The sequence below is a fragment of the Nocardia sp. NPDC050712 genome (assembly GCF_040654295.1).
Classification (GTDB): Bacteria; Actinomycetota; Actinomycetes; order Mycobacteriales; family Mycobacteriaceae; genus Nocardia.
Window position 1 is genome coordinate 666,134 of sequence record NZ_JBFAHT010000004.1, and the last position, 24,975, is coordinate 691,108.

General features: G+C 69.9%; 11 protein-coding genes and 2 tRNA genes. 6 read left to right on the forward strand and 7 right to left on the reverse strand.

Features of this window, described 5'->3' with window-relative positions:
* Positions 1–32: 32 nt before the first annotated feature.
* Both AB0H76_RS31310 and AB0H76_RS31315 read left to right on the forward strand, forming a co-directional pair.
* Positions 33–105: transfer RNA gene (locus tag AB0H76_RS31310), tRNA-His, on the forward strand.
* A gap of 200 nt (positions 106–305) precedes the next feature.
* Positions 306–581 carry a hypothetical protein gene (locus AB0H76_RS31315; RefSeq protein WP_357330623.1) on the forward strand — a complete coding sequence of 92 codons (276 nt, stop codon included), beginning with the start codon at positions 306–308 and terminating at the stop codon, positions 579–581.
* Positions 582–654: 73 nt separating this feature from the next.
* Here the strand turns inward: AB0H76_RS31315 and AB0H76_RS31320 are convergent, their stop codons facing one another.
* Positions 655–1,860, reverse strand: a complete 1,206-nt coding sequence (locus tag AB0H76_RS31320; RefSeq protein WP_357330624.1) for an Ig-like domain-containing protein — start codon at positions 1,858–1,860, stop codon at positions 655–657.
* 357 nt (positions 1,861–2,217) lie between these two features.
* On the opposite strand from AB0H76_RS31320, the gene AB0H76_RS31325 reads away from it, so the two are divergent.
* Positions 2,218–2,290: transfer RNA gene (locus tag AB0H76_RS31325), tRNA-Lys, on the forward strand.
* A gap of 52 nt (positions 2,291–2,342) precedes the next feature.
* On the opposite strand, the gene AB0H76_RS31330 is transcribed toward AB0H76_RS31325, so the two are convergent.
* Positions 2,343–3,206 (reverse strand): helix-turn-helix transcriptional regulator, encoded by an 864-nt coding sequence (locus AB0H76_RS31330; RefSeq protein ID WP_357330625.1) that lies wholly within the window; start codon positions 3,204–3,206, stop codon positions 2,343–2,345.
* Positions 3,207–3,306: 100 nt separating this feature from the next.
* Between AB0H76_RS31330 and AB0H76_RS31335 the strand changes: the two genes are divergently transcribed.
* The 3 genes from AB0H76_RS31335 (at position 3,307) to AB0H76_RS31345 (ending at position 6,994) form a co-directional block, all read left to right on the forward strand.
* The gene (locus AB0H76_RS31335) at positions 3,307–4,023 is read left to right on the forward strand and encodes an SDR family oxidoreductase (protein WP_357330626.1); all 717 of its coding nucleotides are present in this window, start codon (positions 3,307–3,309) and stop codon (positions 4,021–4,023) included.
* A gap of 80 nt (positions 4,024–4,103) precedes the next feature.
* Positions 4,104–4,505 carry a hypothetical protein gene (locus AB0H76_RS31340; protein WP_357330627.1) on the forward strand — a complete coding sequence of 134 codons (402 nt, stop codon included), beginning with the start codon at positions 4,104–4,106 and terminating at the stop codon, positions 4,503–4,505.
* A 425-nt stretch (positions 4,506–4,930) separates the two neighbouring features.
* Positions 4,931–6,994 carry a BTAD domain-containing putative transcriptional regulator gene (locus tag AB0H76_RS31345; RefSeq protein WP_357330628.1) on the forward strand — a complete coding sequence of 688 codons (2,064 nt, stop codon included), beginning with the start codon at positions 4,931–4,933 and terminating at the stop codon, positions 6,992–6,994.
* Between the two features lie 6 nt (positions 6,995–7,000).
* Here the strand turns inward: AB0H76_RS31345 and AB0H76_RS31350 are convergent, their stop codons facing one another.
* From AB0H76_RS31350 to AB0H76_RS31370, 5 genes are read right to left on the reverse strand one after another with little or no spacing between them, the layout of a single operon-like run.
* Complete coding sequence (locus tag AB0H76_RS31350; protein ID WP_357330629.1) at positions 7,001–7,492, reverse strand: nuclear transport factor 2 family protein; 492 nt, start codon at positions 7,490–7,492, stop codon at positions 7,001–7,003.
* A gap of 7 nt (positions 7,493–7,499) precedes the next feature.
* Complete coding sequence (locus AB0H76_RS31355; protein ID WP_357330630.1) at positions 7,500–8,357, reverse strand: ABC transporter permease; 858 nt, start codon at positions 8,355–8,357, stop codon at positions 7,500–7,502.
* A complete protein-coding gene (locus AB0H76_RS31360; protein WP_357330631.1) occupies positions 8,357–9,211 on the reverse strand; it encodes an ABC transporter ATP-binding protein in 855 nt (284 codons plus the stop codon). The genes AB0H76_RS31355 and AB0H76_RS31360 overlap by 1 nt, the downstream gene beginning before the upstream one ends.
* Positions 9,208–14,208, reverse strand: a complete 5,001-nt coding sequence (locus AB0H76_RS31365) for an acyltransferase domain-containing protein (RefSeq protein ID WP_357330632.1) — start codon at positions 14,206–14,208, stop codon at positions 9,208–9,210. The genes AB0H76_RS31360 and AB0H76_RS31365 overlap by 4 nt, the downstream gene beginning before the upstream one ends.
* Positions 14,209–14,222: 14 nt before the next feature.
* A complete protein-coding gene (locus AB0H76_RS31370) occupies positions 14,223–24,848 on the reverse strand; it encodes a type I polyketide synthase (RefSeq protein WP_357330633.1) in 10,626 nt (3,541 codons plus the stop codon).
* Positions 24,849–24,975 lie beyond the last annotated feature (127 nt).

Below are 24,975 nucleotides of genomic sequence, written 5' to 3' on the forward strand. Positions count from 1 at the left end.
ATATCTATCGCGCCGGTGATTCACCGGTAATGGTGGCCGTAGTTCAGTTGGTAGAGCACCAGGTTGTGATCCTGGCTGTCGCGGGTTCGAGTCCCGTCGGCCACCCCGCCAGAACCCCGGGTTCCGAGCAATCGGACCCGGGGTTCTTTCGTTGTGTGCCACAACCGAACTCACCCTTTTCTAGTGTGAAACGCACATTCTCCTGAATCTCTCGCGCCGCGGCGCCCGGCCCCATACACTGCGATCTTCAGGGGTGGGTGTCGAGTCGGGGCACCCCCGATCGACCAGAGAGACACAAGTACGTGATGCGTTCCGCGGTAATCGCAGCAGTCGTCGGCGCCACCTTGCTCACCGGTACCGGGACCGCGGGCGCCGAGACCTCCTCGGGGTCCGGCAGTGCGACCACCGGGTCCTCCGGCGGATCCTCGGGCGGGGCCACCACCACCGGTTCCGGTACGTCCGGCTCGGCCGGCGGGCTGGAGCGGGTGATCTTCGGCGGGCCGCTGCTCTGCGCCGCCGTCGGCAGCGCGTTCAACGCGAATCTGAGTTGCCCGGGTACGCCGGGACCCAACATCCCGTAAGCCGAGCAGTACCGAGAAAAGGCCCCCAGCGCGTGCGCTGGGGGCCTTTTCCGGGGTTGCGGAGGGTCGAGTATCAGCCGATGTCGGCGTTGCCCGCCTTCCACTCGCCCCACGGGACGTTCCAGTCACCGAGGCCGTCCACGCCCGACAACGTGCCGCCCACGGTGTTCTTGACGATCGTGATGTCGCCGCGCTTGGCGTTCTCGAACACCCAGCGCGCGTTCGACGGGCTCAGGTTCAGGCAACCGTGGCTGGTGTTGGAGTTGCCCTGTGCACCCACCGACCACGGCGCCGAGTGGAAGAAGATGCCGCTGTAGGAGATCCGCGTCGCATAGTCGACCGGGGTGCGGTAGCCGTCGGGCGAGCCGACCGCGACACCGTAGGTCGAGGAATCCATGATGATCTTCTCGTGCCGGTCGGCCACGATGTAGATGCCGTTGTCGGTGGGTGTGTTGCTCTTACCCATCGAGGTCGGCATCTCCTTGATGACCTGGCCGTTCTTCTCCACCACGACCATCTTCGTGTTGTCGTCGGCGGTGAAGACCATGGCGTCGCCCACGATGAAGTGCGAGGTCAGGTTGTCCTGGCCGTAGAGCCGGTTGCCGAGATCCTTGCCGTAGACGTTGACGTCGATGCTGACCTTGGTGCCCGGGGCCCAGAAGTGCTCGGGCCGCCAGCGCACCTCACGGTTGTTCACCCAGTAGAAGGCGCCCTCGACCTTGGGTTCGGTGGTGATCGTGATCGCGTCCTGCGCGGCCTTGCGGTTCGGGATGTTCTCGTCGAACTGGATCGCCACCGGCTGGCCGATGCCCACGACCTCGCCCTCACCCGGGATCAGGTACGGCTTGGTCTGGTTGCCGGGCGAGCTGGTGGTGAAGCTCATCGTCGTCGAGTTCGCACCGCCCAGGCCGATCGCGTCGGCCTGCAGCTTGTAGGTCTTGCCGTAGCCGAGGACCTCCGCGGTCTCCCAGGTCTGGCCGTCGCCGCCGAGCTTGCCGCTGACCGGCCGGCCCTCGGCATTGAGCAGCTGCACGTTCGTGAACTTGCCGTCCTCGACCTTGAAGGTCATCGGCATGGCGGGCGAGACACCCACATCCCCGTTCTTCACCGGGGCGACCAGCTTCGGCTTGATCAGCTCGGTCATCGGGTTGCGATCGATCGCGACGGGAGAACTGATTCCTCCCGACGACGAGCACGCCGACAGACCCAGCGTCGCCACCGCGAGCAAGACCAGCGGCCCGCTGAGCATTCGCACCGAACGACCACGACCTAAGCGCATATTCCAACCCCGTTTCAAGTCCCGACGCCGTTCGCCAACGCGCCGATGGCTTCGGATCCAAACCGACTGCACAGCTCAACCCACCGCGCCGACGGGATCGGTCGAGACCTCTTCCGCCATTCTGCCAGCCCGACCGGCCCGAACCAACGCCAACACCGCCCCGGACGTGGCGGAGTTACACCGGTTAGATACGCCGAAGGGCCCCGGTTGTTAACACTTCTCGCCAACCTCGTTCGCGCACCGGATCCGACGCCACGAAACCGCCGCTCACCAGGCGATTTCACTTCTGGCGCACCTTCCTGTTAATGTTTGTCCCGCACCGGAACGGAGCCAAGCGCACCGGCCTGGAGCAAGCAAGCGCCATTAGCTCAATTGGCAGAGCAGCTGACTCTTAATCAGCGGGTTCGGGGTTCGAGTCCCTGATGGCGCACAAGCAAAATCCCTGGCAGATCATCTACCAGGGATTTTCTCATTTCCCGGCATCATGCCACGGTTCCTCCGCGCTCGGGGCTGAACTGTTCGAGGCCGGTGATGCGCAGCAGTTCCAGGGCCGAGGCGGACGGCGTGCCCGGGGCGGCGGAGTAGACGACGACGGTTTGATCGGCCTCCGGAACCAGCAGGGCGTCGCAGTCGAGTTCCAGGATGCCCAGTTCCGGATGGGCGACGGTGGCGGTGAGCCCGCGCAGCTGCCCGGAGCGCCCGGCCCGCCACAGCTGGTCGAATCGTGGGCTGCCCGTGCGCAGTTCGGTGATCAGCTGCGCCAGACCCGGGTCCTTCGGATATTTGGCCTGCACCGTGCGTAGACAGCCGACACAGTCGACGGCGTTGGCGGCTTCCTCCTCGGGGGTCAGCACCAGCCGGATCAGTCCGGGGCCGAGGAATCGGTGCCACATGATGTTGCGCCGGGCCGGCGGCTGCTCGGAAAAGTCGCCGAACAGGGCTGCCGCGAGTGAGTTCCACGCCAGCACATCGGATTTGGCGGACAGCACCAGGGCGGGCAGGTCGGACATGCGGTCCAGCAGGCGCAGCACGCTGGGCCGGATCGCCAAGGGGATGTGGCCGGCCTGCGGCGGCTCGCCGCCCGCGAGCCGGAAGATCAGATCACGATCGGAGTCGGTGACCCGCAACGCCCGCGTCAGCGCGCGCAGCACCTGATCGGAGGGCTTCGGGCCGCGGCCCTGCTCGAGCCGGACTATGTAGTCGACGCTGACCCCGGCCAGCTGCGCGACCTCTTCGCGCCGCAACCCGGGAACCTGCCGGCGTGGGCCACGCGGCAGTCCGACGTCGGTGGGATCGACGCGCGAGCGCGCGGTGCGCAGCACTACAGCCAGCTCGGTCCGGTCCACCCTCCCATCGTGCCGCAGGGCCGCCGGCCAGGGGTGGTACCGGCGGTCCCAGGCCGCCCAGGCCCTGGAGCCGACCGGCGGGCGGCGCGAGGCTGGCCGCATGACAACGACAATCGCCCTGGTGACCGGGGCGAACAAAGGACTCGGGCGCGAAACCGTGCGCCGGCTGGCCACATCGGGGTGGGAGGTCTTCCTCGCCGCGCGCGACGCCGCCCGCGGAATGCGGGCGGTGGCCGAGCTCGCGGCGGAAGGACTCACAGTCCACTTCGTCGCCCTGGACGTGACCGCACAGGAATCCGCGCTCGCGGCAGCCGAGACGGTCCGGGCCGCGGCCGGTCGCCTCGATGTGCTGATCAACAACGCCGCCGTCGCCGGACCGTCCACGCACCCGGCCGAGACGCGCGTCGAAGAGTTGCGCGAGGTATTCGAAACCAATGTCTTCGGCCCGGTCCACGTGATCAACGCCTTCCTGCCGCTGCTGCGCGCCGCCGGACACCCGCGCATCATCATGGTCTCCAGCGGCATGGGCTCGATCGCGACGATCACCGACCCGCGGTGGAAAGACCTGGTGCGCCCGGCGCTGGGATACCCCGCGACCAAAGCGGCCCTGAACATGCTGACGACCCAATATGCCCAAGCCCTCGGCGATATCCGCGTCAATGCCGTCGACCCCGGATACACAGCGACGGACCTCAACGGCCGGACCGGTTTCCAGACCGTCGCCGAAGGTGCCGAGGCCATCGTCGCACTGGCGGTCTCGGGACCGGAGGGCCCCACCGGCGGATTTTTCGACCGGAATGGAACCATCCCGTGGTGAGGGCCGCAGCGATCGTCCTCGCACTGGCGGGGGTAGGCCTTGCCCTCGCGCAACTCACGCCGGAACCGAAGGACCATCCAGTGGAACAACGACATTCGAGCGCCACCGTGCTGTCGCTCGGACTGCACCCCAGCGCCGTCGACTACAGCCGCTATCCGGGGCTGGACGAGGTGACGCTGACCGCCCGTATCGCGGCCGGCGAGGCCGCGCTGCGCGACGCGGGATTCGACATCGTGTCCTGCCAGGTGCCCGCCGACCCCGATGCCGCCGAAGCGACACTGCGCGACTGCGCGTCGCGCGGATCGTTCCGGGTCGCCATGATCGGCGCGGGGGTGCGTATGGCCGCCGAGCACACTTTGCTGTTCGAACGTCTGGTTAACGTGCTCATCGAAACCGCACCCGGCGTCCGGCTGTGCTTCAACACCTCACCGGAGACCACCATCGACGCGCTGCGCCGTTGGGTCCCGGCCACCGAAAGGTAAGTCCGCCAACGATTCCGGCCGGTCTGCACGCATACGACCCGCGCGCTGCCGCTGTTTGCCGTAGCGGCAACGGCGGGCGCCAGGGCTAACTGTGGCATCGGTGCGCGCACCCCGCATCGTAGTCAAGCCAGCTACACCGCGGAGACAGTGGGTCGACGCCGATCAGCCCGCGCCACAACATCATTCACCGCGCGGCCGGGTTCGTTCAAGCCGCGACACCGAACCTACTGAGCAGTTAAGATTGTGTTCGGAACTCGATCGAAACGCATTGCACTGAGACAAATCCCGGATCAGACACCCGGATCCGGACGGAGGGCTGCGAGATGGATTGACGACGATGCAACTACGTAGCAATGAGTCGGCGTCGGGGCTACATCCTCTCAGTGAATCTTCCTGGGAGATTTGGTTTTTCGCGGGAGTTTGCCATGCTTTTCCGAATACTTGGTCCTCTCGAAGTCCTACATCGAGACCAGCAGGTTGCCATCGGCAGCGCGAAGCAACGAGCTACGCTCGGTTTTCTACTGCTGCACGCCAACCGGGTCGTCCCGACCAGCGCATTGCTGGACGCGCTGTGGCCGAAGTCCGAGTCCCCCGCTACCGCCCGAAAGATTCTGCAGAACGCGGTCTCGGGGCTGCGCAGCACGCTGTCGGCCGATCCCACGCACCCCGGCACCTTGGTCACCAAGGCGCCGGGATACATGGCGCGGGTGGACGACGATCAGATCGACCTGTTCCACTTCCAGCGCCGGGTGCAGGAGGGGCGTGCCGAATTGGCATCGGGCTCGGCCCGCGCGGCTTCGGTAGTACTCGGTGAGGCGTTGGCGCTGTGGCGCGGCTCGGCACTGGCCGATCTGGTCGAGGCGGGCACGACCTGGCCCGAGCTGACCGCGCTGGAGAACGCCCGCATCGACGCCATGGAGGATTATTTCGACGCCGAACTGGCCTGCGGGCGGCATCGCACCATCCTCGGCGAGCTCGAACGCATCGTCGAATCCGAGCCCTTGCGTGAGCGCTTACGCGGTCAGTTGATGCTCGCGCTGTACCGCTGCGGCCGCCAGGCCGCCGCGTTGAACACCTACAGCCGGGTCCGGGCCACGCTGGTGGCGGATCTCGGCGTGGAGCCCGGCCGGGAATTGCAGCTGTTGCAGCACGCGATCCTGAATCAGGACGCCTCGCTACAGCTGGCCGCGCCGGGGACACCGCTGGTCGTGCAGTGGCCGCGGCCGGCCGAGGCGAGCGCGCCGACCGAGGTCGTTCGCGACTTCCCGGCGGTGCGCCGCGAACAGGTCAGCATGCTGCTGGCGCAGACCGAATTCGGTTGCGACCACGGCGATCCGGTCGAACCCGGTGATCTGGTCCGGCGTCGCGAAGAGGTGGCGCGCGATATCCGGGGCATCGTCGAGGACTTCGGCGGGTCCGTCGTCACCGCGATCGGATCCTTCACGCTGGCGGTCTTCAATCCCCCGGAGTGGACCCAGGATCACGCCGAGCGCGCCGTGCGGGTGGCCGACGCGATCGTGCGCCGCCTGGGTGATGTGCCCGCCGGGCCGCTGCTCCGGGCGGCCGTGGTCACCGGTGAGACGTCGATCCGGTACTGGTCCGACGACATGGACATCCCGCAGCCGGAGAGCGGTGCGGTGCTGGAGCGATGTCAACGGCTCCTGGCCGGTGCGCCTTTCGGCGCGATCCGGGTGTGCGACATCACCCAGGGCGCGACTACTCCCCAGGTCGGTTACGACCTGGTCGACGACGGTCCCCGCACCTGGCAGGTCACCCATGTGCACGCGACGCCGAGCGCGACGTTCTCGATCGGCACACCGGATCGCGAACTGGAACTGGAGCTGGAACTGCTGCACGGCACGCTGAAGCGGGTACAGCACCGGGCCGCACCGCATCTGGTCACGGTGCTCAGCGACCGGGGAGTCGGCGACAGCTGGCTGATGCGGGAGTTCGAACGCCGCATCCACGAGCAGGACGTGCACACCCGATTCGTGGTCTGCCAGACGCCGCCCCCGCACAGCGCGCACCGTCATTCCCCGGTGCCGTCGGCGATCGTGTCGTCCTGCTGCGCCATCACCCCGGCCGATTCGGCCACGGTGGCGGCCGGCAAGCTCACCGGTTTTCTGCGGCAACTGCTGGGGTCCGGCGAGTCCGCGCGCAAGCTCACCCAGTTGCTGCGGCCGCTCGTCGATCCGTCGCTGTCCCCCAGTGCGGCAGAGGTATTCGAGAGCCTGCGTTGCTTCCTGCACGCGCTCGCGCTGGACTGCCCGCTCACCCTGGTGCTCGAGGACCTGCACTGGGCCACCGACGATCTGCTGGATTTCGTCGAGAGCCTGGGCGCCAGCCTCGGCGACGTACCGGCACTCATCGTCGTCACCGCCCGCGACGACCTGCTCGGCCGGCGGCCGGACTGGGGCGGCGGCATGCGCCGGTTCAGCACGATCGCGCTGGATCAGCCCCTGGCCGGCAACCAGGAGCCCGCTGCCTAGGCTCGATCAGCCCGCGTTGCGGTGCAGATCGGGGCGCGGGGGCGGCGGCGTGCCGATGGGTGCGGCCACCGCCTCGGGAACGCCGCTGTCGCGCAGGCGGCGCAAGAACTCGCTGAAGGCGGCGGTGTCACAGTGCACGCGCTGCGACACCGTGCGGCCCCAGCGCAATTTGATGAGATGCACGCCGGTGTTGAAATACGGCCCGACGCCCGGGGTTTCGCCGGTTTGCACCCATTCGACGACGACCGCGGTGCTCCTCGGGCTACCGGAGACGAGGACATCGGTGACGTCGAATTTCAGATCGGGCAGCAGGCGAGCCCAGCGGGCATACCAGGTCTCGATGTCGGCGAGGTTGTCCCGGGAGCCGCCGAGGGTGTGGTCGCCCGCGAACCAGTGCGCCGGATCGGGACCGAAGCGGTCGATGACCGCCTGATAGTTCCCCGCGCTCACCTCGTCGAACGTCTTCAGGATCCGGCGCTTGACCATTCTGCGAAACATGGTGCCTCTACTTCTCGTTCGACCAGCGGAACAGCGTCACGCAGGCAATCAGGCCGCCCACGCACCAGGCCGCGAGGACGAAGAAGATCCGCCAGAGCTCCCAGGTGCCGGCCGGCTCGTAGATCGCCGCGTCGGCGGGCAGCAGCGTGGCCCGGAAACCCTGGGCCATCCACTTGACCGGGAAGATCGAGCCGATGGTCAGCATCCAGACCGGCAGGGTGGTCAGCGGCACCACGAACGTGCCGGACAGGAACTGCAATCCGATCGCCGGGGCGTTGGTCACCGCCGCGGCCGCCACCGCGTTACTGGCAAAATTGCTCACCGCGATGCCCAGCAGGGAACAACTCACCACGCCGAGCAGGAAGACCCAGGCGAAGGTGAGCCAGGTGGACAGATCGGTGGGCAGCGTCAGATCGAAGGCGAAGACGCCGACCAGCAGGAGCAGCACGGTCTCCGCGATGCTGGCGATGAGCACCAGCATGATCTTGCCGATGAAGTACGACACCGCCGTGGTCGGCGTGCCGCGGAAGCGGCGCAGCGCCCCGGTATCCCGGTCGTCGGCGATGCTGATACCGAGGTTGATGAACGAGGTCGACAGGATGCCGTAGGCGATGATGCTGGCCGCGATGATCGTTCCGGTCTCGACGTGCGCCTCGGGCAGCTCGGTCTTGAAGATCGACCCGAGGAGCACGCAGATGACGGCCGGCATGGAGAAGGTCAGCGCCAACTGCTCGGGACGCCGGAAGAACATCTTCAATTCCGGTACGACACGGGATAATCCGATGCGGAGCGGCGAGGGCAGTTTCACCGGCGTGGCGCCGGCGTCGGCCGGGGCCGGGTTCTCGGTGGCGATGTCTGCCTCCATCACGCGGCTCCGATCAATCGCAGGTAAGCATCTTCGAGGGTCGGCCGGGTGACCGTGAGTTGATCGAGTTCCGTTCCCGCCACCGAGTTCTCGAGGATCACCTGGGTCGGGTTGTCGGTGTGCACGGTATGCACCTGGTCACCTTCCTGCCAGCGCACCGTGGCCGAGGCATCGGCGAATTTCACCAGCTGGGTGGGCGTATCGATCGCGACCACCTTGCCCGCGGCGATCACACCGACCCGGTCCGCGAGCGCGGACGCCTCGTCCAGGTAGTGGGTGGTGAGCAGGATGGTGATGCCCTCCCGCGCCAATTGCTTGATCAGGTCCCAGAATTGCCGGCGGGCCTCCGGATCGAATCCGGTGGTCGGCTCGTCCAGGAAGACGAGTTCGGGTAGTCCGATGATGCCCAGTGCGACATCGAGGCGGCGGCGCTGACCGCCGGACAGGGTGCGCACGATGGAGTTGGCCTTGTCCTCGAGCCCGACCAGTTCGAGCACGTCCTCGGGTTTGCGGGTGCGGCCGTAGCTGCGGGCGAACATCCGCACGGTCTCGAGCACGGTGAGCAGGGCGGCGTCGCTCGCGTCCTGCAGCACGATGCCGATCTTCGAACGCCACACCCGGTCGCCGCGGGCGGGATCGACCCCGAGCACGCTCACCTCGCCGGAATCGCGTTTACGGTGGCCCTCGAGGATCTCCAGCGTCGTCGACTTACCCGCGCCGTTCGGCCCGAGCAGGGCGAAGATCTCCCCGCGCTCGACCTGGAGATCCAAGCCGTCGACCGCCCGCTGCTTGCCGTACGACTTGGTCAAACCTCGAATCTCGATGGCGGGTGAGGTAATCGAGTCTGCGGTCATCGGAGGCTCTCTTCCGCTTCGGCGACGGCGGGGAACATGCGCGATTCGATGTATCCCGCGACAGCACGGCAGGTCTGGTAATCGAAGATCAACGTTACCGGCATGCGAACCCCCGAACCATGGGAAACGCGTTCCCTGATCTCCATGGCGGCAAGGGATTCCACGCCCAATTCCTCGAACAGCCGATCCGGCGACACCGAGTCGGGGGAAGCGTGCCCGAGTGTCGCGGCCACCTCCCGGTGCACCAGTGCCAGCAGGGCCGCGCCGCGCTCTTTCGCACCGAGGCCGGACACCGCCGCGGTCCAGTGCCCGTAATCCACGGCGACCTCGGCGGCCGGGGCGGCGCTCGCGCGGGCGAGGTTGCGGAAGAGCGGGTCCGCACCGGCGGTCTCCAGATCCAATCCCGCGGCGACGACCGGCAGGTCCGTTGCGTAGACCAGATCCAATGCGCCGTAGAGCTCTTCGCCCGTTGCCGGGCCCAGGCACACGACGCGCGCGGACTTTCCCGCGGCACGGCACCGGGCGGCCAGCGCTTCGGCGGATACCCGAATCCCGCGCGCGGCCTGATATTCCGGCCCGTCCCGCAGTCCGTCGGCGGGGACGAAGACGGTCAACTCCGTCGATCCCGGAACCTCGTGCAGCGCCCAGAACTCGGAATCGGCTGCCGGAGAATCACTCCCGGTGAAATAGAACAGCGAGAATGCCGTCTCCGCGCCGGGTCCCGGCTCCGCCCACGACCCGAACTCGACCTGCGCTCCGTACCCGGCGAGCCGGTCCCGCACCGCCTGCCGGTCCGCCTCGTCGCGGGCGAGGTAGCGGATCCGGTCGACTCCGCGCTCGCGCACCAGATGCTCGACCACCGGCCACTCCACCGCTCCGCCGAGGACCACCGTCGCCGGCGTATTCGGCGGCGCTTGCCGATCGGTGTCGCCGACCCGGGCCAGGCGCCGGACCGACACCGTTCCGTCCCGCAGGCGCAGCTCCGGTTCGTCGATGGCGGCCAGCCACGGCATCAGCTCCCACGCATCGGACACCTGCACCAGGGTGAACCGCCCGAAGGCCCCCGGCAGCGCCGTGTCCGGTCCGCCGACGAGGCCGATCCTGCTCGACGCGAAACAGTCGAGCCCGCCCCAGGTTTCGCTCGACCGCAGCTCGGCGTCGTCATCCAAGAGCACGATGTCGGGCCGGGCGTCGGCGCTGTCGAGCCGCGCGGCAAGTTCCGCCATGGTGTCCGCGGTCCAGGCGGGCTCGAAGGGCAAGCGCCCGAGCGTCTCCGCGGTGCAGCCAACCGCCGCCCAGCGCGCCGGACGCGGCGCCGAGCGCAAAACCGCCGGCTGCCAACCCACCTCGTACAGGCGGCTGCTCTGCACACGGAAGGCCGCCGCCAGCTGCCGGCGGGAAATCGGACGGCCGACCACCGAGCCGATCGCACCGACCGGCCGCCCCTGCTCATCGGCGATGGCCAGCGACACCGCGTTGCCGCTCGGCCCCGTGGCGCCGCCGGTGATCCGCACCCGGATGGCCTCGGCGCCGGTGCGATACAGCGTCGCGTCGGCCCAGAGAAAGCCGACGATCATCCCGTCGGCGACCATGCCCGCGGCCCCGGCGATCATCACGTGCATGGCCGCGTCCAGCAGCGCCGGATGGATCCGGAAGCGCTCGGCCGTGCGATGCTCCGGCGCGGGCAGTGCCACCTCGGCGAACATTTCGGCGCCGCGCTGCCAGGCTGCCCGCAGACCGCGGAAGGCGGGCGGAAAGCCGTAGCCCTCGGCGGTGAGCCGGTCGTGCAGATCGCCGATCTCGATCGAGGTGGCCGCGGTCGGCGGCCAGGTGGCGAAGTCCTCGAATTCGGCCGGATCCGGTTCCGGCACCGCGGAACTCAGCCGACCGGCGGCCTGACGGATCCAGCCCTGATCCGGTGCGGCGCCCGCCGGGCGCGCGTAGATGGTGAACGCGTATCCGGGCCCGGACGGCTGGAGCTGGATCCGAGCGCTGGTCCCCTCGTCCGAAATGACCAGCGGGGCTTCGATAACCAGCTCGTCCAGATGCGGATGCCCCACCTGGGCGCCCGCCTCGAGCGCCAGCTCCACCAGGCCGGTGCCCGGCAGCATGGTGCGACCGAGCATTTCGTGCCCGTTCAGCCAGGGCTGCCGGGCGAAGGAGAGCAGCCCCTCGAGCGCGACCATGTCGCTGCCGGGAACCGGCACGGCCTTGCCGAGCATCGGATGGGCGACGGTGCCCTCTTCTTCGAGCTGTGATCCGTCGATGGTGACCGTCGGCATCAGCCAGTACGGTTCGCGCTGGAAGGGGTACAGCGGCAGATCGACACGGTGCGGTGCGGGCCAGGCGCAGAACGCGTCCCAGGCCACCGGCACGCCGTGCACGAAGATCCGTCCCGCCGCGCCGGCCAGCTGCCGCAGCCCGCCGTTGTCGCGGCGCAGCGTGGCCACCACGGGCACATCGAGCCCGGCGTCCTCGAGCGTGCTCTCCATGCCGATCGCGAGCACCGGATGCGGGCCGACCTCGAGGAACACCGCGGACTGCGCGGCCAGACCGCGCACAGCCTGCTCCAGCTCCACCGGTTCACGCAGATTGCGATACCAATACTGGGCGTCCAAGCGGGTGGTATCCAGCCAGCCGCCGGTCACCGTGGACCACAGTGCGATCGAGCCCGACCGGGGCTCGATGTCGCGCAGCTGGGTCAGCAGTTCCTCGCGCACCAGATCGACCTGTGCCGAGTGCGCGGCGTAGTCGACCGCGATCCGGCGGCATCGAACACCTTCGGCGGCAAGGCTTTCCGCCAGCTCGTCGGTCGCGTCGACCGCGCCGGACACGATGGTGTCCCGGGGCCCGTTGACCGCGGCGACCGAGAGCCGGCCGGCCCAGCGCTCCAGGCGCCGGGCCAGTTCGGTGCGCGGCAGCGACACCGCGAGCATGGCGCCCTGGCCGGACAACCTAACCAGCGCCTGGCTGCGCCGGGCCACCACGCGCGCCGCGTCGGCCAGCGACAGCCCGCCCGCGACACAGGCCGCCGCGATCTCGCCCTGCGAATGTCCCACCACCACATCGGGTGTCACCCCGAGCGACTTCCACACCGCGGCCAGCGACACCATGACCGCGAACAGCACCGGCTGCACGACGTCGACCCGATCCAGCGTCGGCGCGCCGTCGGCCTCCTGCAACACCGCCGACAACGACCAGTCGACGAACGGGGCCAGGGCCTTTTCGCAGTCGGCCAGCGCCGCGGTGAAAACCGCTGAGGTGGCGAGCAATTCCCGGGCCATGCCGGGCCACTGCGTGCCCTGGCCGGGGAAGACGAAGACCGTGTCGCCCCGGCCGGGCCGGACCGCGCCGGTCACCACGTTGTCCGCGAAGCCGCCGTCGGCAACGGCGCGCAGGCCCACCAGCAGTTCGTCCCGGTCGGCACCGACTACGACAGCACGGGTTTCGAACAGGGTCCGGGTACGCAACAGGGCCAGGCCGATATCGACCGGGTCGACATCGGCGGGAAGTTCGGCCAGCCGCTGGGCGACCGCCCGCAATGCCGGGCGGTTCCGGGCCGACAGCACCCACGGGATGATCGACGGAACACTGTGCGCGTCAACCGGTTCCACCGCGGGCTCGGGCGGCGCTTCCTCCAGAATCACATGCGCGTTGGTCCCGCTGATACCGAACGAGGACACCGCCGCCCGTCGCACCCGCTCCCCCGCCGGCCACGGCTGCGGGTCGGCCAGCAGTTCCACCGCGCCCGCGGACCAATCGATCTTCGAGGACGGCGACTCCGCGTACAGCGACCGCGGCAGCATTTCGTGCTGCATGGCCAGCACCATCTTCATGACGCCCGCGACGCCCGCGGCGGCCTGCGTGTGCCCGATATTCGATTTGATCGACCCCAGCCACAGCGGCCGGTCCCGTTCCTGGCCATAGGTGGCCAGCAGTGCTTGCGCCTCGATGGGATCGCCGAGCGCCGTGCCGGTGCCGTGCGCCTCCACCACATCCACCTCGGCGGCCGTGACCTTGGCGTTCTGCAGCGCCTGCCGGATGACGCGCTGCTGGGACGGCCCGTTCGGCGCGGTCAACCCGTTGGACGCGCCGTCGGAGTTCACCGCCACCCCGCGCACCACCGCCAGCACCCGGTGCCCGTTGCGCTGCGCGTCCGAAAGCCGTTCCAGCGCCAGCATTCCCGCGCCCTCACCCCAGCCCACGCCGTCGGCGGCGTCGGAGAACGACTTGCACCGGCCGTCGGAGGACAGGCCCTGGTTGGCCGCGAACCCGAGAATGGTGGTCGGCGTCGCCATCACCGTGGAGCCACCGGCCAGCGCCAGTTCGCACTCCCCCGCGCGCAGCGAGTTCACCGCCAGTTGCAGCGTCACCAGTGACGCCGAGCACGCGGTGTCCACGGTGACCGACGGGCCCTCCAGCCCCAGGAAGTACGACACCCGGCCGGACAGCACCGACGGCGCGCAACTGGTGCTGAAGTGCACGATGTCCGCGCCCGAGAGCATGACCATGGTGCCGTAGTCCTCGTTGTTGATGCCCGCGAAGACACCGACCGCGCGACCGCGCAGCGCCGCGGGATCGATGCCGGCCCGTTCCACCGCCTCCCAGGCGACCTCGAGCAGCACCCGCTGCTGCGGACTGATCGTCGCCGCCTCCCGGGGCGAGATGCCGAAGAAGTCGGCGTCGAATTCGGTTGCCTCGTAGAGGTATCCACCCGGCAGTGCCAGGCCGGGCGGCCGGTTGCCGCGCGTCACCAGTTCGATGAATTCGTCCCAGCCGCGATCACGCGGATACTCCGCGGCGACGTTCGCGCCCTCGGACAGCAGCCGCCAGAGGTCCTCCGGCGAACCGACCCCGCCCGGCAACCGGCAGGCCATGCCCACGATCGCGATGGGTTCGGTCTGTTGCGCCTCCAGCCGGCGCAGCCGCCGCTTGGTCTGCTGCAACTCGGTGGTGGCACGTTTCAGGTATTCCCGGAGCCGGTCGTCGGTGGTCATCGATGTCCCCTCGCTCACTGCGGGTCCAGCTCGTCGTCGAGTACCGCGAACAGTTCGTCGTCGGATACCTCGCTGTAGTCGGTGATCCGGTCCTCGCCGCGCCCGTTGCCGCCGCGCCACTTGTCGATCAGCAACTCGAGCTGGCCGAGCACCTTGGCGCGTTCCCGATCGTCGGTGAGCAGGGTCGATATCGACTCGCCCAGCCGGTCGACCTCCTTGATGAGCACCGAGGCGCTGTCGGCCTTCTCGATCCCCATCGCCTCGACGATGTGCCGCGCCAGCGCGGCCGGGGTCGGATAGTCGAAGACCATGGTGGCGGGCAGTTGCAGCCCGGTGGCGCCGCTGAGGTGATTGCGGAACTCCACACTCATCAGGGAATCGAAGCCGAGTTCGCCGAAGGCCCGGTCCTCTTCGATGTCGTTGGCCGAGCCGTGACCGAGGATGGCCGCCGCCACCGAGCGCACCAGCTTCAGCACCGTCGCCTGCTGCTGCTCCGGTGACATGTTCGCCAGCTGCCCGCGCAGGGCGCTCGCGTCCCGGCCCGCCTTCGCGGCGCCGCCGGCCAGTCCGCGCAGCAGCGGCGGCACCATGGCGCCCGCCGCGGCCAGCGCGGAGCGCTCGAACTTGGCCAGCACCGCGACGTCGGCGTCGGTGCGCACGGCGTCGTCCAGCATCCGCAGGGCCTGCGGCGCCTCCAGTGCGCCCAGGCCGATGCGGGCCATGCGCTTGCGATCCTGATCGGTCAGACCCTCGCCCATGCCCAGGTCCCACAGGCCCCAGGCCACCGCGATACCCGGCAGCCCCTGCGATCTACGCACTGCGGCCAGCGCGCCGAGCGCGGTGTTGGCGGCGGCGTAGTTGCCCTGCCCCGCCGCGCCGAGCACACCCGCGATCGAGGAGAACAGCACGAACGCCGACAGCGGCAGGTCGGCGGTGAGCTCGTGCAGATGCCAGGCGGCATCGGACTTGGGCCGCAGCACCGTATCCAACCGATCCGGGTTCAGCGATCCGATCATCCCGTCGTCGAGCACGCCGGCGGAGTGCACCACCGCGGTCAGCGGACGGTCCGCGGGGACAGCGGCCAGCACCCGGGCCAGGTCGGCACGGTCGGTCACGTCGCAGGCCTCGATCTCGACCCGCGCGCCCGCTTCGGCCAGCTCGGTGCGTAACTGTTCGGCCCCGTCGGCGGCCGCGCCACTGCGAGAGACCAGCAGCAGGTCGCGCACGCCGTGCGCGGCGACCAGGTGCCGGGCGACCACCGCGCCCAAGCCACCGGTGCCGCCGGTGATCAGCACCGTGCCGGCGCCGAAGGAAGGCGCCGAGTCGTCCTCGGGCCGGGCCAGCCGGACCAGCCGCGGCGCGGCGAAAGAGTTCGCGCGGTGGATCAATTCGGATTCACCGGTGCTGACCGCGGTGCCGGCCAGGCCCGCCGCGTCGGCGCCGGGTGCGAGATCCAGGACGAAGATCCGGCCCGCGGCCTCCGATTGCGCCGAGCGCGCCAGACCCCAGACCGCCGCGCCGGGCAGATCCGGTGCGGTATCGATACCGGTCGCGACGGCACCGCGGGTGACGACCACCAGAACGGCTCCGGCATAACGCTCTTCGCCGATCCACTCCTGGAGCACCGCGAGCGCTTCGTGCGACGCCCGGCGCACCGCGTCCGGCGTATCGCCGCCGGCGACCTCGGGCTCCCAGAACACCACCGTGCCGGTAGCGGCCTCCGCTCGATGCGCCCAATCCAGCACGGGCAGCGAGCTTTCGGTGGGTTGCGTGGCCAGCGGCAGCCAGTCGACCCGGTACATCGGGGCCGGCGGCGCGGATCCGCCGGGCGCCAGCTGTTCCATGCTGACCGGGCGGGTGTGCAGCGATTCCACCGCCAGCACCGGCACGCCGCTTTCGTCGGTGGCGAGCACGCGCAGGGTGTTGTCCGCCACCGGCGTCATCCGGACCCGCAGGGCATTGGCGCCGGTCTCGCGCAGGGTGACCCCGCGCCACGAGTACGGCAGCAGCATCTGCCGGTCACCGCCGAGATTCCAGTTCAGCACGATGGCGTGCATGGCCGAGTCCAGCAGCGCCGGATGCAGCCCGAACCGGCCGGCATCGGCGAAGGCCTGCCCGCTCAGCGACACTTCGGCGAAGAGCTCGTTCCCGCGCTGCCAGGCCTGCCGCAGGCCCTGGAAGGCGGGGCCGTAGTTGTAGCCGTTGTCGGCGAGGGTCTGATAGGCGCCGTCCAGATCCATCGGGGCGGCGTCGCGCGGCGGCCACTCCAGGAGCTCGGCGAAGCCCGGCGGCACCGGCTCGTCCTCGGCGGGCGCGCCCACCGCACCGTCGGCGTGCAGCGTCCAGGGCGCCTCGGCCCCTTGGCTTTCCAGCCGGCTGTGCAGGTGGATCGGACGGTGCCCCGCCGCACCGGCGACGCCGATCGCGATCCGGACCTGGACGCCGCCGGAGGGCGGAACGAGAAGCGGCGCATGCAGATTCAGTTCGCGCACCGCGGGGCATTCGACCCGGGCGCCCGCCTGCTGCGCCATATCGATCAGGCCCGTGCCGGGCACCAGGACGGTGCCCATGACCGCATGATCGGCCAGCCAGGCTTGGGATTTCAGGGCGAGGCGACCGGTCAGCACCAGCCCGCCGTCGGGCAGGTCGATCGCGGCGCCCAGCAGCGGATGAACGGACCCGCTCTGGCCCAGCGCCGCGACATCGCCGGTCTGCTGGTCGGCGGGCATCCAGAATCGCTCGTGCTGGAATGCGTAGGTGGGCAGGGCGATCGGCGTCCGCCGGCCGAATACCCGGTCCCAGCCGATCCGGGCGCCGCGGGTGAACAGGCGGCCCACCACCTCGATCACCCCGCGCACCTCGTTCCCACCCGAGCGCAGCACCGGCAAGAACGTCGCGACATCCTCGGTGGCAATGCATTCCGGGCCCAGCACCGACAGCGCCGCACCCGGGCCGACCTCGACGAAGGTCGATATCCCCTGCTCCACCAGCGCCGCCACCGCGGTGGCGAAGCGGACCGGCGAACGCACCTGATCCACCCAGTAGCGCGGATCGGACCACTGGTCGGCGACGGCGGCACCGGTGACGGTGGAGACGGCAGCCAGGCGCGGCTGCGCGAATTCCAGCTTGGCGACCACCCGCTCGAACTCGGCGAGCATCGGCTCCATGAGCGGCGAGTGGAAGGCGTGCGACACCCGCAGTTCCCTGGTGCGCCTGCCGCTTTCGCGCAGCGGCGCGAGCACGGCTTCGACCGCCTCGGTGGTGCCGGAGACGACCACGGACTGCGCGCTGTTCACCGCGGCCAGACCGGCGTCCGACTCGTGTCCGGCCAGCAGGGGCACGATCTCTTCCTCGGTCGCGACGACCGACACCATCGCACCACCCGCGGGCAGCCGCTGCATCAACGCGCCGCGTGCCGCCACCAGGGCACACGCATCCGCCAGCGTCAGCACACCCGCCACCTGCGCGGCCGCGATCTCGCCGATCGAATGACCTGCCACCACATCGGGTTTCACACCCAACGACTCCAGCAGCCGGAACAGCGCGACCTCGAACGCGAACAGCCCGGACTGCGCGAAGACCGTCTGCTCCAACTGATCGGCGTCGGTGCCCCACACCACCGCACGCACCGAGACCGGCTCGGGCAGCCACTCGGCGAGCCGTGCGTCGAGCAACTCACAGATCTCGTCGAACGCAGCGGCGAACACCGGGAACGCCGCGTGCAGTGCCGAACCCATCTCCAGCCGCTGCGATCCCTGTCCGGAGAACAGCAGACCGACCCGGCCGGCGCGCCGCACCAGACCACGGCTGATCGAAGGCGCGACCTCGTCCACGAGCAGGGTTTTCAGGGCCGACGCCAGCTCGCCGCGGTCACCCGCGACCAGGACGGCACGGTGCTCGAACGCCGGGCGCGCGGCCAGCCCGGCCGCGATATCCGTCAGCGGCACCGCCGAATCCAGCTCGGTCAGCCATGCCGCCAACCGCTCGGCCTGGCCACGCAGGCCCGCGGCCGACTTGCCGGTGACGACGAACGGCAGCACCGCGGGCTCGACGACCCCGGCGGGCTCTACCACCGCGACCGGCGCGGTCCGCGGCGCCTCTTCGAGAATGACGTGCGCATTGGTGCCGCTGATCCCGAACGAGGACACACCCGCCCGGCGCAGCCGCTCGGCGGCGGGCCACGGCTGCGCCTGGGCGAGCAGTTCCACCCGCCCGGCGGACCAATCCACCTTCGACGACGGCGTTTCCGCGTACAGCGACCGGGGCAGCACGCCGTGCTGCATGGCCTGCACCATCTTGATGACCCCGGCCACACCGGAGGCGGCCTGGGTGTGTCCCATATTGGATTTCAGCGATCCCAGCCAGAGCGGCTGATCGCGATCCTGGCCGTAGGTGGCCAGCACGGCCTGGGCCTCGATCGGGTCACCGAGCACCGTTCCGGTGCCGTGCGCCTCGACCACGTCGACATCGCCGGTACCGAGCCCGGCATTGGCGAGCGCGTTGCGGATCACGCGCTGCTGCGCGGGGCCGTTGGGCGCGGTCAGACCGTTGGACGCGCCATCGGAGTTGATCGCCGAACCGCGCACCACCGCCAGCACCCGATGGCCGTTGCGCTCGGCGTCCGAGAGTCGTTCCAGGACAAGCATGCCCACGCCCTCGCCCCAGCCCACGCCGTCGGCCGAGTCGGAGAAGGACTTGCACCGGCCGTCCGAGGCGAGACCGCGCTGCCGGGCGAACTCGACGAACATCGCGGGGGTCGCCATGACGGCCACGCCACCGGCCAGCGCCAAACCGCACTCCCCGTTGCGCAGCGCCTGCACCGCGAGATGCAGGGCCACCAGCGATGACGAACACGCGGTGTCCACCGTCACCGACGGGCCCTCCAGGCCCAGCGCGTAGGACACCCGCCCGGAGATCAGGCTGCCACCCGTGCTCGACGCGGGATTCCGGCCGTAACCGTAATCGTGATACATCGACCCGGCGAACACGCCGGTCGCGGAGCTGCGCAGTGCGGTGGCGTCCACGCCGGCCCGCTCGATCGCCTCCCAGGACACCTCCAGCAGCAACCGCTCCTGCGGGTCCATGGTGAGCGCCTCGCGCGGCGAGATCCCGAAGAACGCGGGATCGAAATCGCCCGCCTCATAGAGGAATCCGCCCTCGACGGCGTAGGTCTTGCCCTCCGCGCCCGGCTCGGGGTCGTACAGCTCACCGGCGTCCCAGCCACGATCGACGGGGAATCCGGCGACCGCGTCGACACCCTGATCGACGATGCGCCACAGGGCTTCCGGCGACATCGCGCCGCCGGGATAGCGGCAGGCCATGCCGACGATCGCCACCGGCTCATCGCGCGCCGCCGAGGTGACCGGGGTGGCGCTCACCGCCGCCGGAAGATCGCTCAGCAAGCTCGACAGGAACTCGGCCACCGCCCGGCTGGTCGGATAGTCGAAGACCAGCGTGGCCGGTATTTGCAGGCCGGTGGCCGACTTCAGGCTGTTGCGGAACTCGACACCGGTGAGCGAGTCGAAGCCGAGTTCGCTGAAGGCCCGGTCTTCTTCGATCCCGCCGTCGGCACCGTGGCCGAGCACCGAGGCCGCCGTATTCCGCACGAGGGTGAGCAGCAGGTCATCCTGCTGGTCGGGGGTGAGCCCGGCCAGCTGGCGGCGCAGCGCGCCGGCGTCGCGTCCACCGGACTTGCCGAGCCCGCCGACCAGGCCGCGCAGCATCGGCGGCAGGGCGAAGATGCGCCCGCCCAGGTCCGCGCGCTTGCGCAGGGCCGCCAGGTCGACCAGGGTCGCCACCACGACCGGCTGCTCCGAGGCGAGACCGCCGTCGAACATGCGCAAGCCCGAGGCGGCGGACAGGGCCGGGAAACCCAGGCGCTGCATGCGTTTACGGTCGCCGTCGTCGAGCAGGCGGCCCAGCCCGGCCTCGGTTTCCCACAGGCCGTACTGCAGGCTGGTGGCGGGCAATCCACGCGCGCGTCGCTGGGTGGCCAGCCCGTCCAGGAACGCGTTGGCCGCGGCGTAGAGCCCCTGGCCACCCGGCACCAGCACACCGGCGATCGAGGAGAACAGCACGAACGCCGACAGCGGCAGGTCGGCGGTCAGCTCGTGCAGATACCAGGCGGCATCGGCCTTGGGGCGCAGGACGAGATCCAAGCGCTCCGGCGTGGATTCGCCCAGCAGTCCGGCGTCGGCGACACCGGCGGAATGGACGACGGCGCTCAGCGCCCGATCGGCGGGCAGGTTCGCCAGCAGCGCGGCCAGTTCGTCGCGGCGGGACACATCGCAGGCCGCGATCTCGACCTCGGCGCCCAATTCTGTCAATTCAGCCCGCAATTCGTCGGCGCCGGCCGCGCCGGAGCCGCTGCGGGAGACCAGCAGCAGGCGGCGCACACCGTGCTCGGTCACCAGGTGCCGGGCCGCCAGCGCACCGAGTCCGCCGGTACCGCCGGTCACCAGCACGGTGCCCGAACCGAAGGCCGGCTCGGCGGCCTCTTCGCGCGCGGCGGGCAGACGGATCAACCGCGATGCCGCGAATACCTCGTCTCGCCAGAGCAATTCGGGCTCATCCGTGGCCACCGCCGCGGCGACCGCCGCCGCGGCATCGGCCGCCTCGTCGAGATCGAGCAGCACGATGCGGCCGGTGGCCTCGGCCTGCGCCGAACGGGCCAGGCCCCACACCGCCGCACCGGCCAGATCCGTTACCGCGCCGCTTGCCGCGACCGCGCCGCGAGTGACCACCACCAGGGTCGCCTGTGCGTATTTCTCGTCGCCGAGCCACTCCCGCAGCACCGCAAGCGCTTCCGAGGTCGCCATGCGTGTGACGCTGGGAACATCGTCGCCGACCGTGCGCGCGGTGCTCTCCCAATAAACCACCGCGTCGGCGGCGGCCTCGGCGCGCTGCGCCCAATCCAGTACTGGTACCGCGTGATCGGCGGCCGGCTGCGCGATCTGGGCCCACTGCACCCGGAACAGCGGCTCCCGCACGGGCCGGTTCGACTGCGCCAGTTGCTCGGCGCTCACCGGCCGGGTGTGCAAGCCCTCGACCGAGAGCACCGGGACGCCACTGGCATCGGCGGCGACCACGCTCAACTTGTTGTCGCCGGAGGGAGTGAGCCGCACCCGCAGTCCGGTCGCGCCGACCAGGCGTAGCGACACGCCCCGCCACGAATACGGCAGCTGCAACTGCCGCTCGCCGCCGACGCCCCAGTGCAGCAGGATCGCGTGCATCGCCGAATCCAGTAGCGCCGGATGCAAACCGAAGCGCCCGGCGTCGACCACGCCGCGCTCGGGAATCTCCACCTCGGCGAACAGTTCCTCGCCGCGCCGCCAGGCCCGACGCAGGCCCTGGAAGGTGGGGCCGTAGTTGTAGCCGTTGTCGGCGAGGGTCTGATAGGCGCCGTCCAGATCCATCGGCACCGCCTCGCGCGGTGGCCAGTCGAGCAGCTCCGCGAAGCCCGGCACGTCCGCCTCGACCGCGTCCATCCCGAGCAAGGTGCCCTCGGCGTGCAGGACCCAGGGCGACTCACCGGGATCCAGGCCCTGGTCGAGGGTTTCGATCCGGCTGTGGATGAGGACCGAGCGGCGCGCCGAGTCGTCGGGCAGGCCGACGGTGACGCGCACCTGCACACCGGAGCTCGCCGGGACGAGCATCGGTGCGTGCAGGGTCAATTCGTCGAGCCGGGCGCAGCCGACCTGGCTGCCCGCTTGCAGCGCCATGTCGACCAGGCCGGTGCCGGGCACCAGGGTGGTGCCCATCACCGCGTGGTCGCCCAGCCAGGACTGCGACATGAGCACCAGTCGCCCGGTCATCACGATCGTGCCGTCCGGCATGGCGACCGCCGCGCCGAGCAGCGGATGCCCGGTGGAGAGCTGGCCGAGGCCGACGGCGTCACCGGTCGACGGATCGGGTTCGAGCCAGAAGCGTTCGTGCTGGAAAGCGTAGGTGGGCAGGTCGATCCAGGATCGAGCGACGAAGGTGGCGGCCCAGTCCAGGCGCACGCCCCGGGTGAACAGCCGGCCGAGCGCCTCGACCACGGCGCGGGCTTCGTCCGCGCCGGAGCGCAGCACCGGCAGGAAGGCGGTGCTGTCGTCGTCGGCGACGCACGCGGGACCGAGCACGGACAGCGCGGCGCCGGGCCCGATCTCCAGGAAGGTCGAGATACCTTCGGATGCCATGGTTTCCACGGCGGTGGCGAACCGGACCGTCGCGCGGACCTGGCCGGTCCAGTACCGCGGATCGGTCAACTCCTGGTCGACGTATTCACCGGTCACCGTCGACACCAGTGGCAGTCGCGGCCGCGCGAAGGTCAATCCCGCGACCACCTGCTCGAAGTCGGCCAGCATCGGATCCATCAGCGCGGAATGGAAAGCGTGCGACACCCGCAGCCGGGTGGTCTTGACGCCGCGCTCTTCGAGCTCGGCGACCACCGCCGAAACCTGCTCCGCGGCACCGGAGAGCACGAGCGACCGCGGGCTGTTCACCGCGGCGATGCCGACCCCCGGCCGCAGCAGCGGGGTGACGTCGGATTCGGTCGCGGCGACCGACACCATCGCACCGCCCGCGGGCAGCCGCTGCATCAGCGCGCCACGCGCCGCGACGAGCACACACGCATCCGCCAGGGAAAGGACGCCCGCCACCTGTGCGGCCGCGATCTCACCCACCGAATGACCGGCCAGCACATCGGGTTTCACACCCAGCGATTCCAGCAGCCGGAACAAGGCCACCTCGAAGGCGAACAACCCGCACTGCGCGAAGACCGTCTGCTCCAACTGATCGGCGTCGGCGCCCCACACCACCGCACGCACCGAGACCGACTCCCCGAAACGGGTATTCAGCTCCGCGTCGAGCAACGCACAGATCTCGTCGAACACCCCGGCGAACACCGGGAACGCCGCGTGCAACGCGCGGCCCATCGCCAACCGCTGCGACCCCTGGCCGGAGAACAGCAGACCGAGGCGGCTCGAGCGGCGCACGTGTCCACGGCTGATCGCCGGCGAATCCGCCCCGGCCGCCAGCGCGCGCAGAGCCGTGACCAGTTCCTGATGGGTACCGGCGACCACGGCCGCGCGATGCTCGAGCGCCGCGCGCCCGGCCGCGGCGGCCGCGATATCGGCCAGCGGCACCGACTGATTCGTCGTAGACAGCCAGGCGTCGAGTTGCTCGGCCTGGCCTTGTAAACCGGCAGGGGAACTGCCGGACAACACGATCGGCGTCACCGGCAGGTCGAACCCGGGCTCGGCCGCCGCCGCGGCGTCTTCGCGCGGCGGTTCCTCGATGATGACGTGAGCATTGGTGCCGCTGATCCCGAACGAGGAGATGCCCGCCCGCCGGACCTGCTCGGAAACCGGCCACGGCTGCGCCTGCGCGAGCAACTCCACCCGGCCCGCGGACCAATCCACCTTCGAGGACGGCGCGTCGGCGTACAGCGAGCGCGGCAGGGTCTCGTGGCGCATGGCCTCGATCATCTTGATGATGCCCGCGACACCGGCGGCGGCCTGGGTGTGGCCGGTATTGGCCTTCAACGAGCCCAGCCACAGCGGGCGCTCGTCCGGACGGCCCTGCCCGTAGGTGGCCAGGACGGCTTGCGCCTCGATCGGATCGCCGAGCACCGTTCCGGTGCCGTGCGCCTCCACCACATCCACGTCGGCCGTCGTCAAGCGCGCGCTGGCCAGCGCCGCGCGGATGACGCGCTGCTGCGACGGGCCGTTGGGCGCGGTCATGCCGTTCGACGCGCCGTCGGAATTGATCGCCGAGCCGCGCACCACCGCCAGCACCCGCCGACCGTTGCGCTGTGCGTCCGAAAGGCGCTCCAGGACCAGCACACCCACGCCCTCGGCCCAGCCGACGCCGTCGGCCGCCTCCGAGAACGACTTGCAGCGCCCGTCCGGGGACAGTCCGCGCTGGCGCGAGAACTCGATCATGGCGCCCGGCGTGGACATCACGGCCACGCCGCCGGCCAGTGCCAAACCGCACTCCCCATTGCGCAGCGCCTGCACGGCCAGATGCAGACCGACCAGCGAGGACGAGCACGCGGTATCGATCGTCACCGCGGGCCCTTCCAGCCCCAGCGTGTAGGACACCCGGCCCGAGACCAGACTGCCGCCCGCGCTGGCGGCGGCGTTCACGCTGCTGCCGTAGTCGTGGTACATGACGCCCGCGAACACGCCGGTGTCGGATCCGCGCAGCGATGCCGGATCCAGGTTCGCCCGCTCGATCGCCTCCCAGGTGACCTCCAGCAGCAACCGCTGCTGCGGGTCCATGGTGAGCGCCTCGCGCGGCGAGATCCCGAAGAAGCCGGGATCGAAATCGCCGGCCTGGTAGAGGAATCCGCCCTCGATCGAATACGTCTTACCCGCCACACCGGGTTCCGGGTCATAGATCCGGTCGATGTCCCAGCCGCGGTCGGTCGGCATGCCGGAGACCGCGTCGACGCCCTCGTCGACCAGTCGCCACAGATCCTCCGGCGACATCACACCCCCGGGATAGCGGCAGGCCATGCCCACGATCGCCACCGGCTCGCTGCTCTGTGCCTCGGCATTTCGCAGCCGCCGCCGGGTCTGCTGCAATTCCACGGTCGCCCGGCGCAGATATTCGCGCAGTCGATCGTCGTTTCCGGTGACTCTTTCGTCGGTCATTCTCTACCCCGCTACCGCAGTTCTAATTCTTATCGATCAGGTCGATGCTGTCGCCGACCGGCGCATGGCGGAGAAATCGGCGGCTAGTATTTTTCGCTAGAACGTTCCTCTAAATTCCTGGACCGCC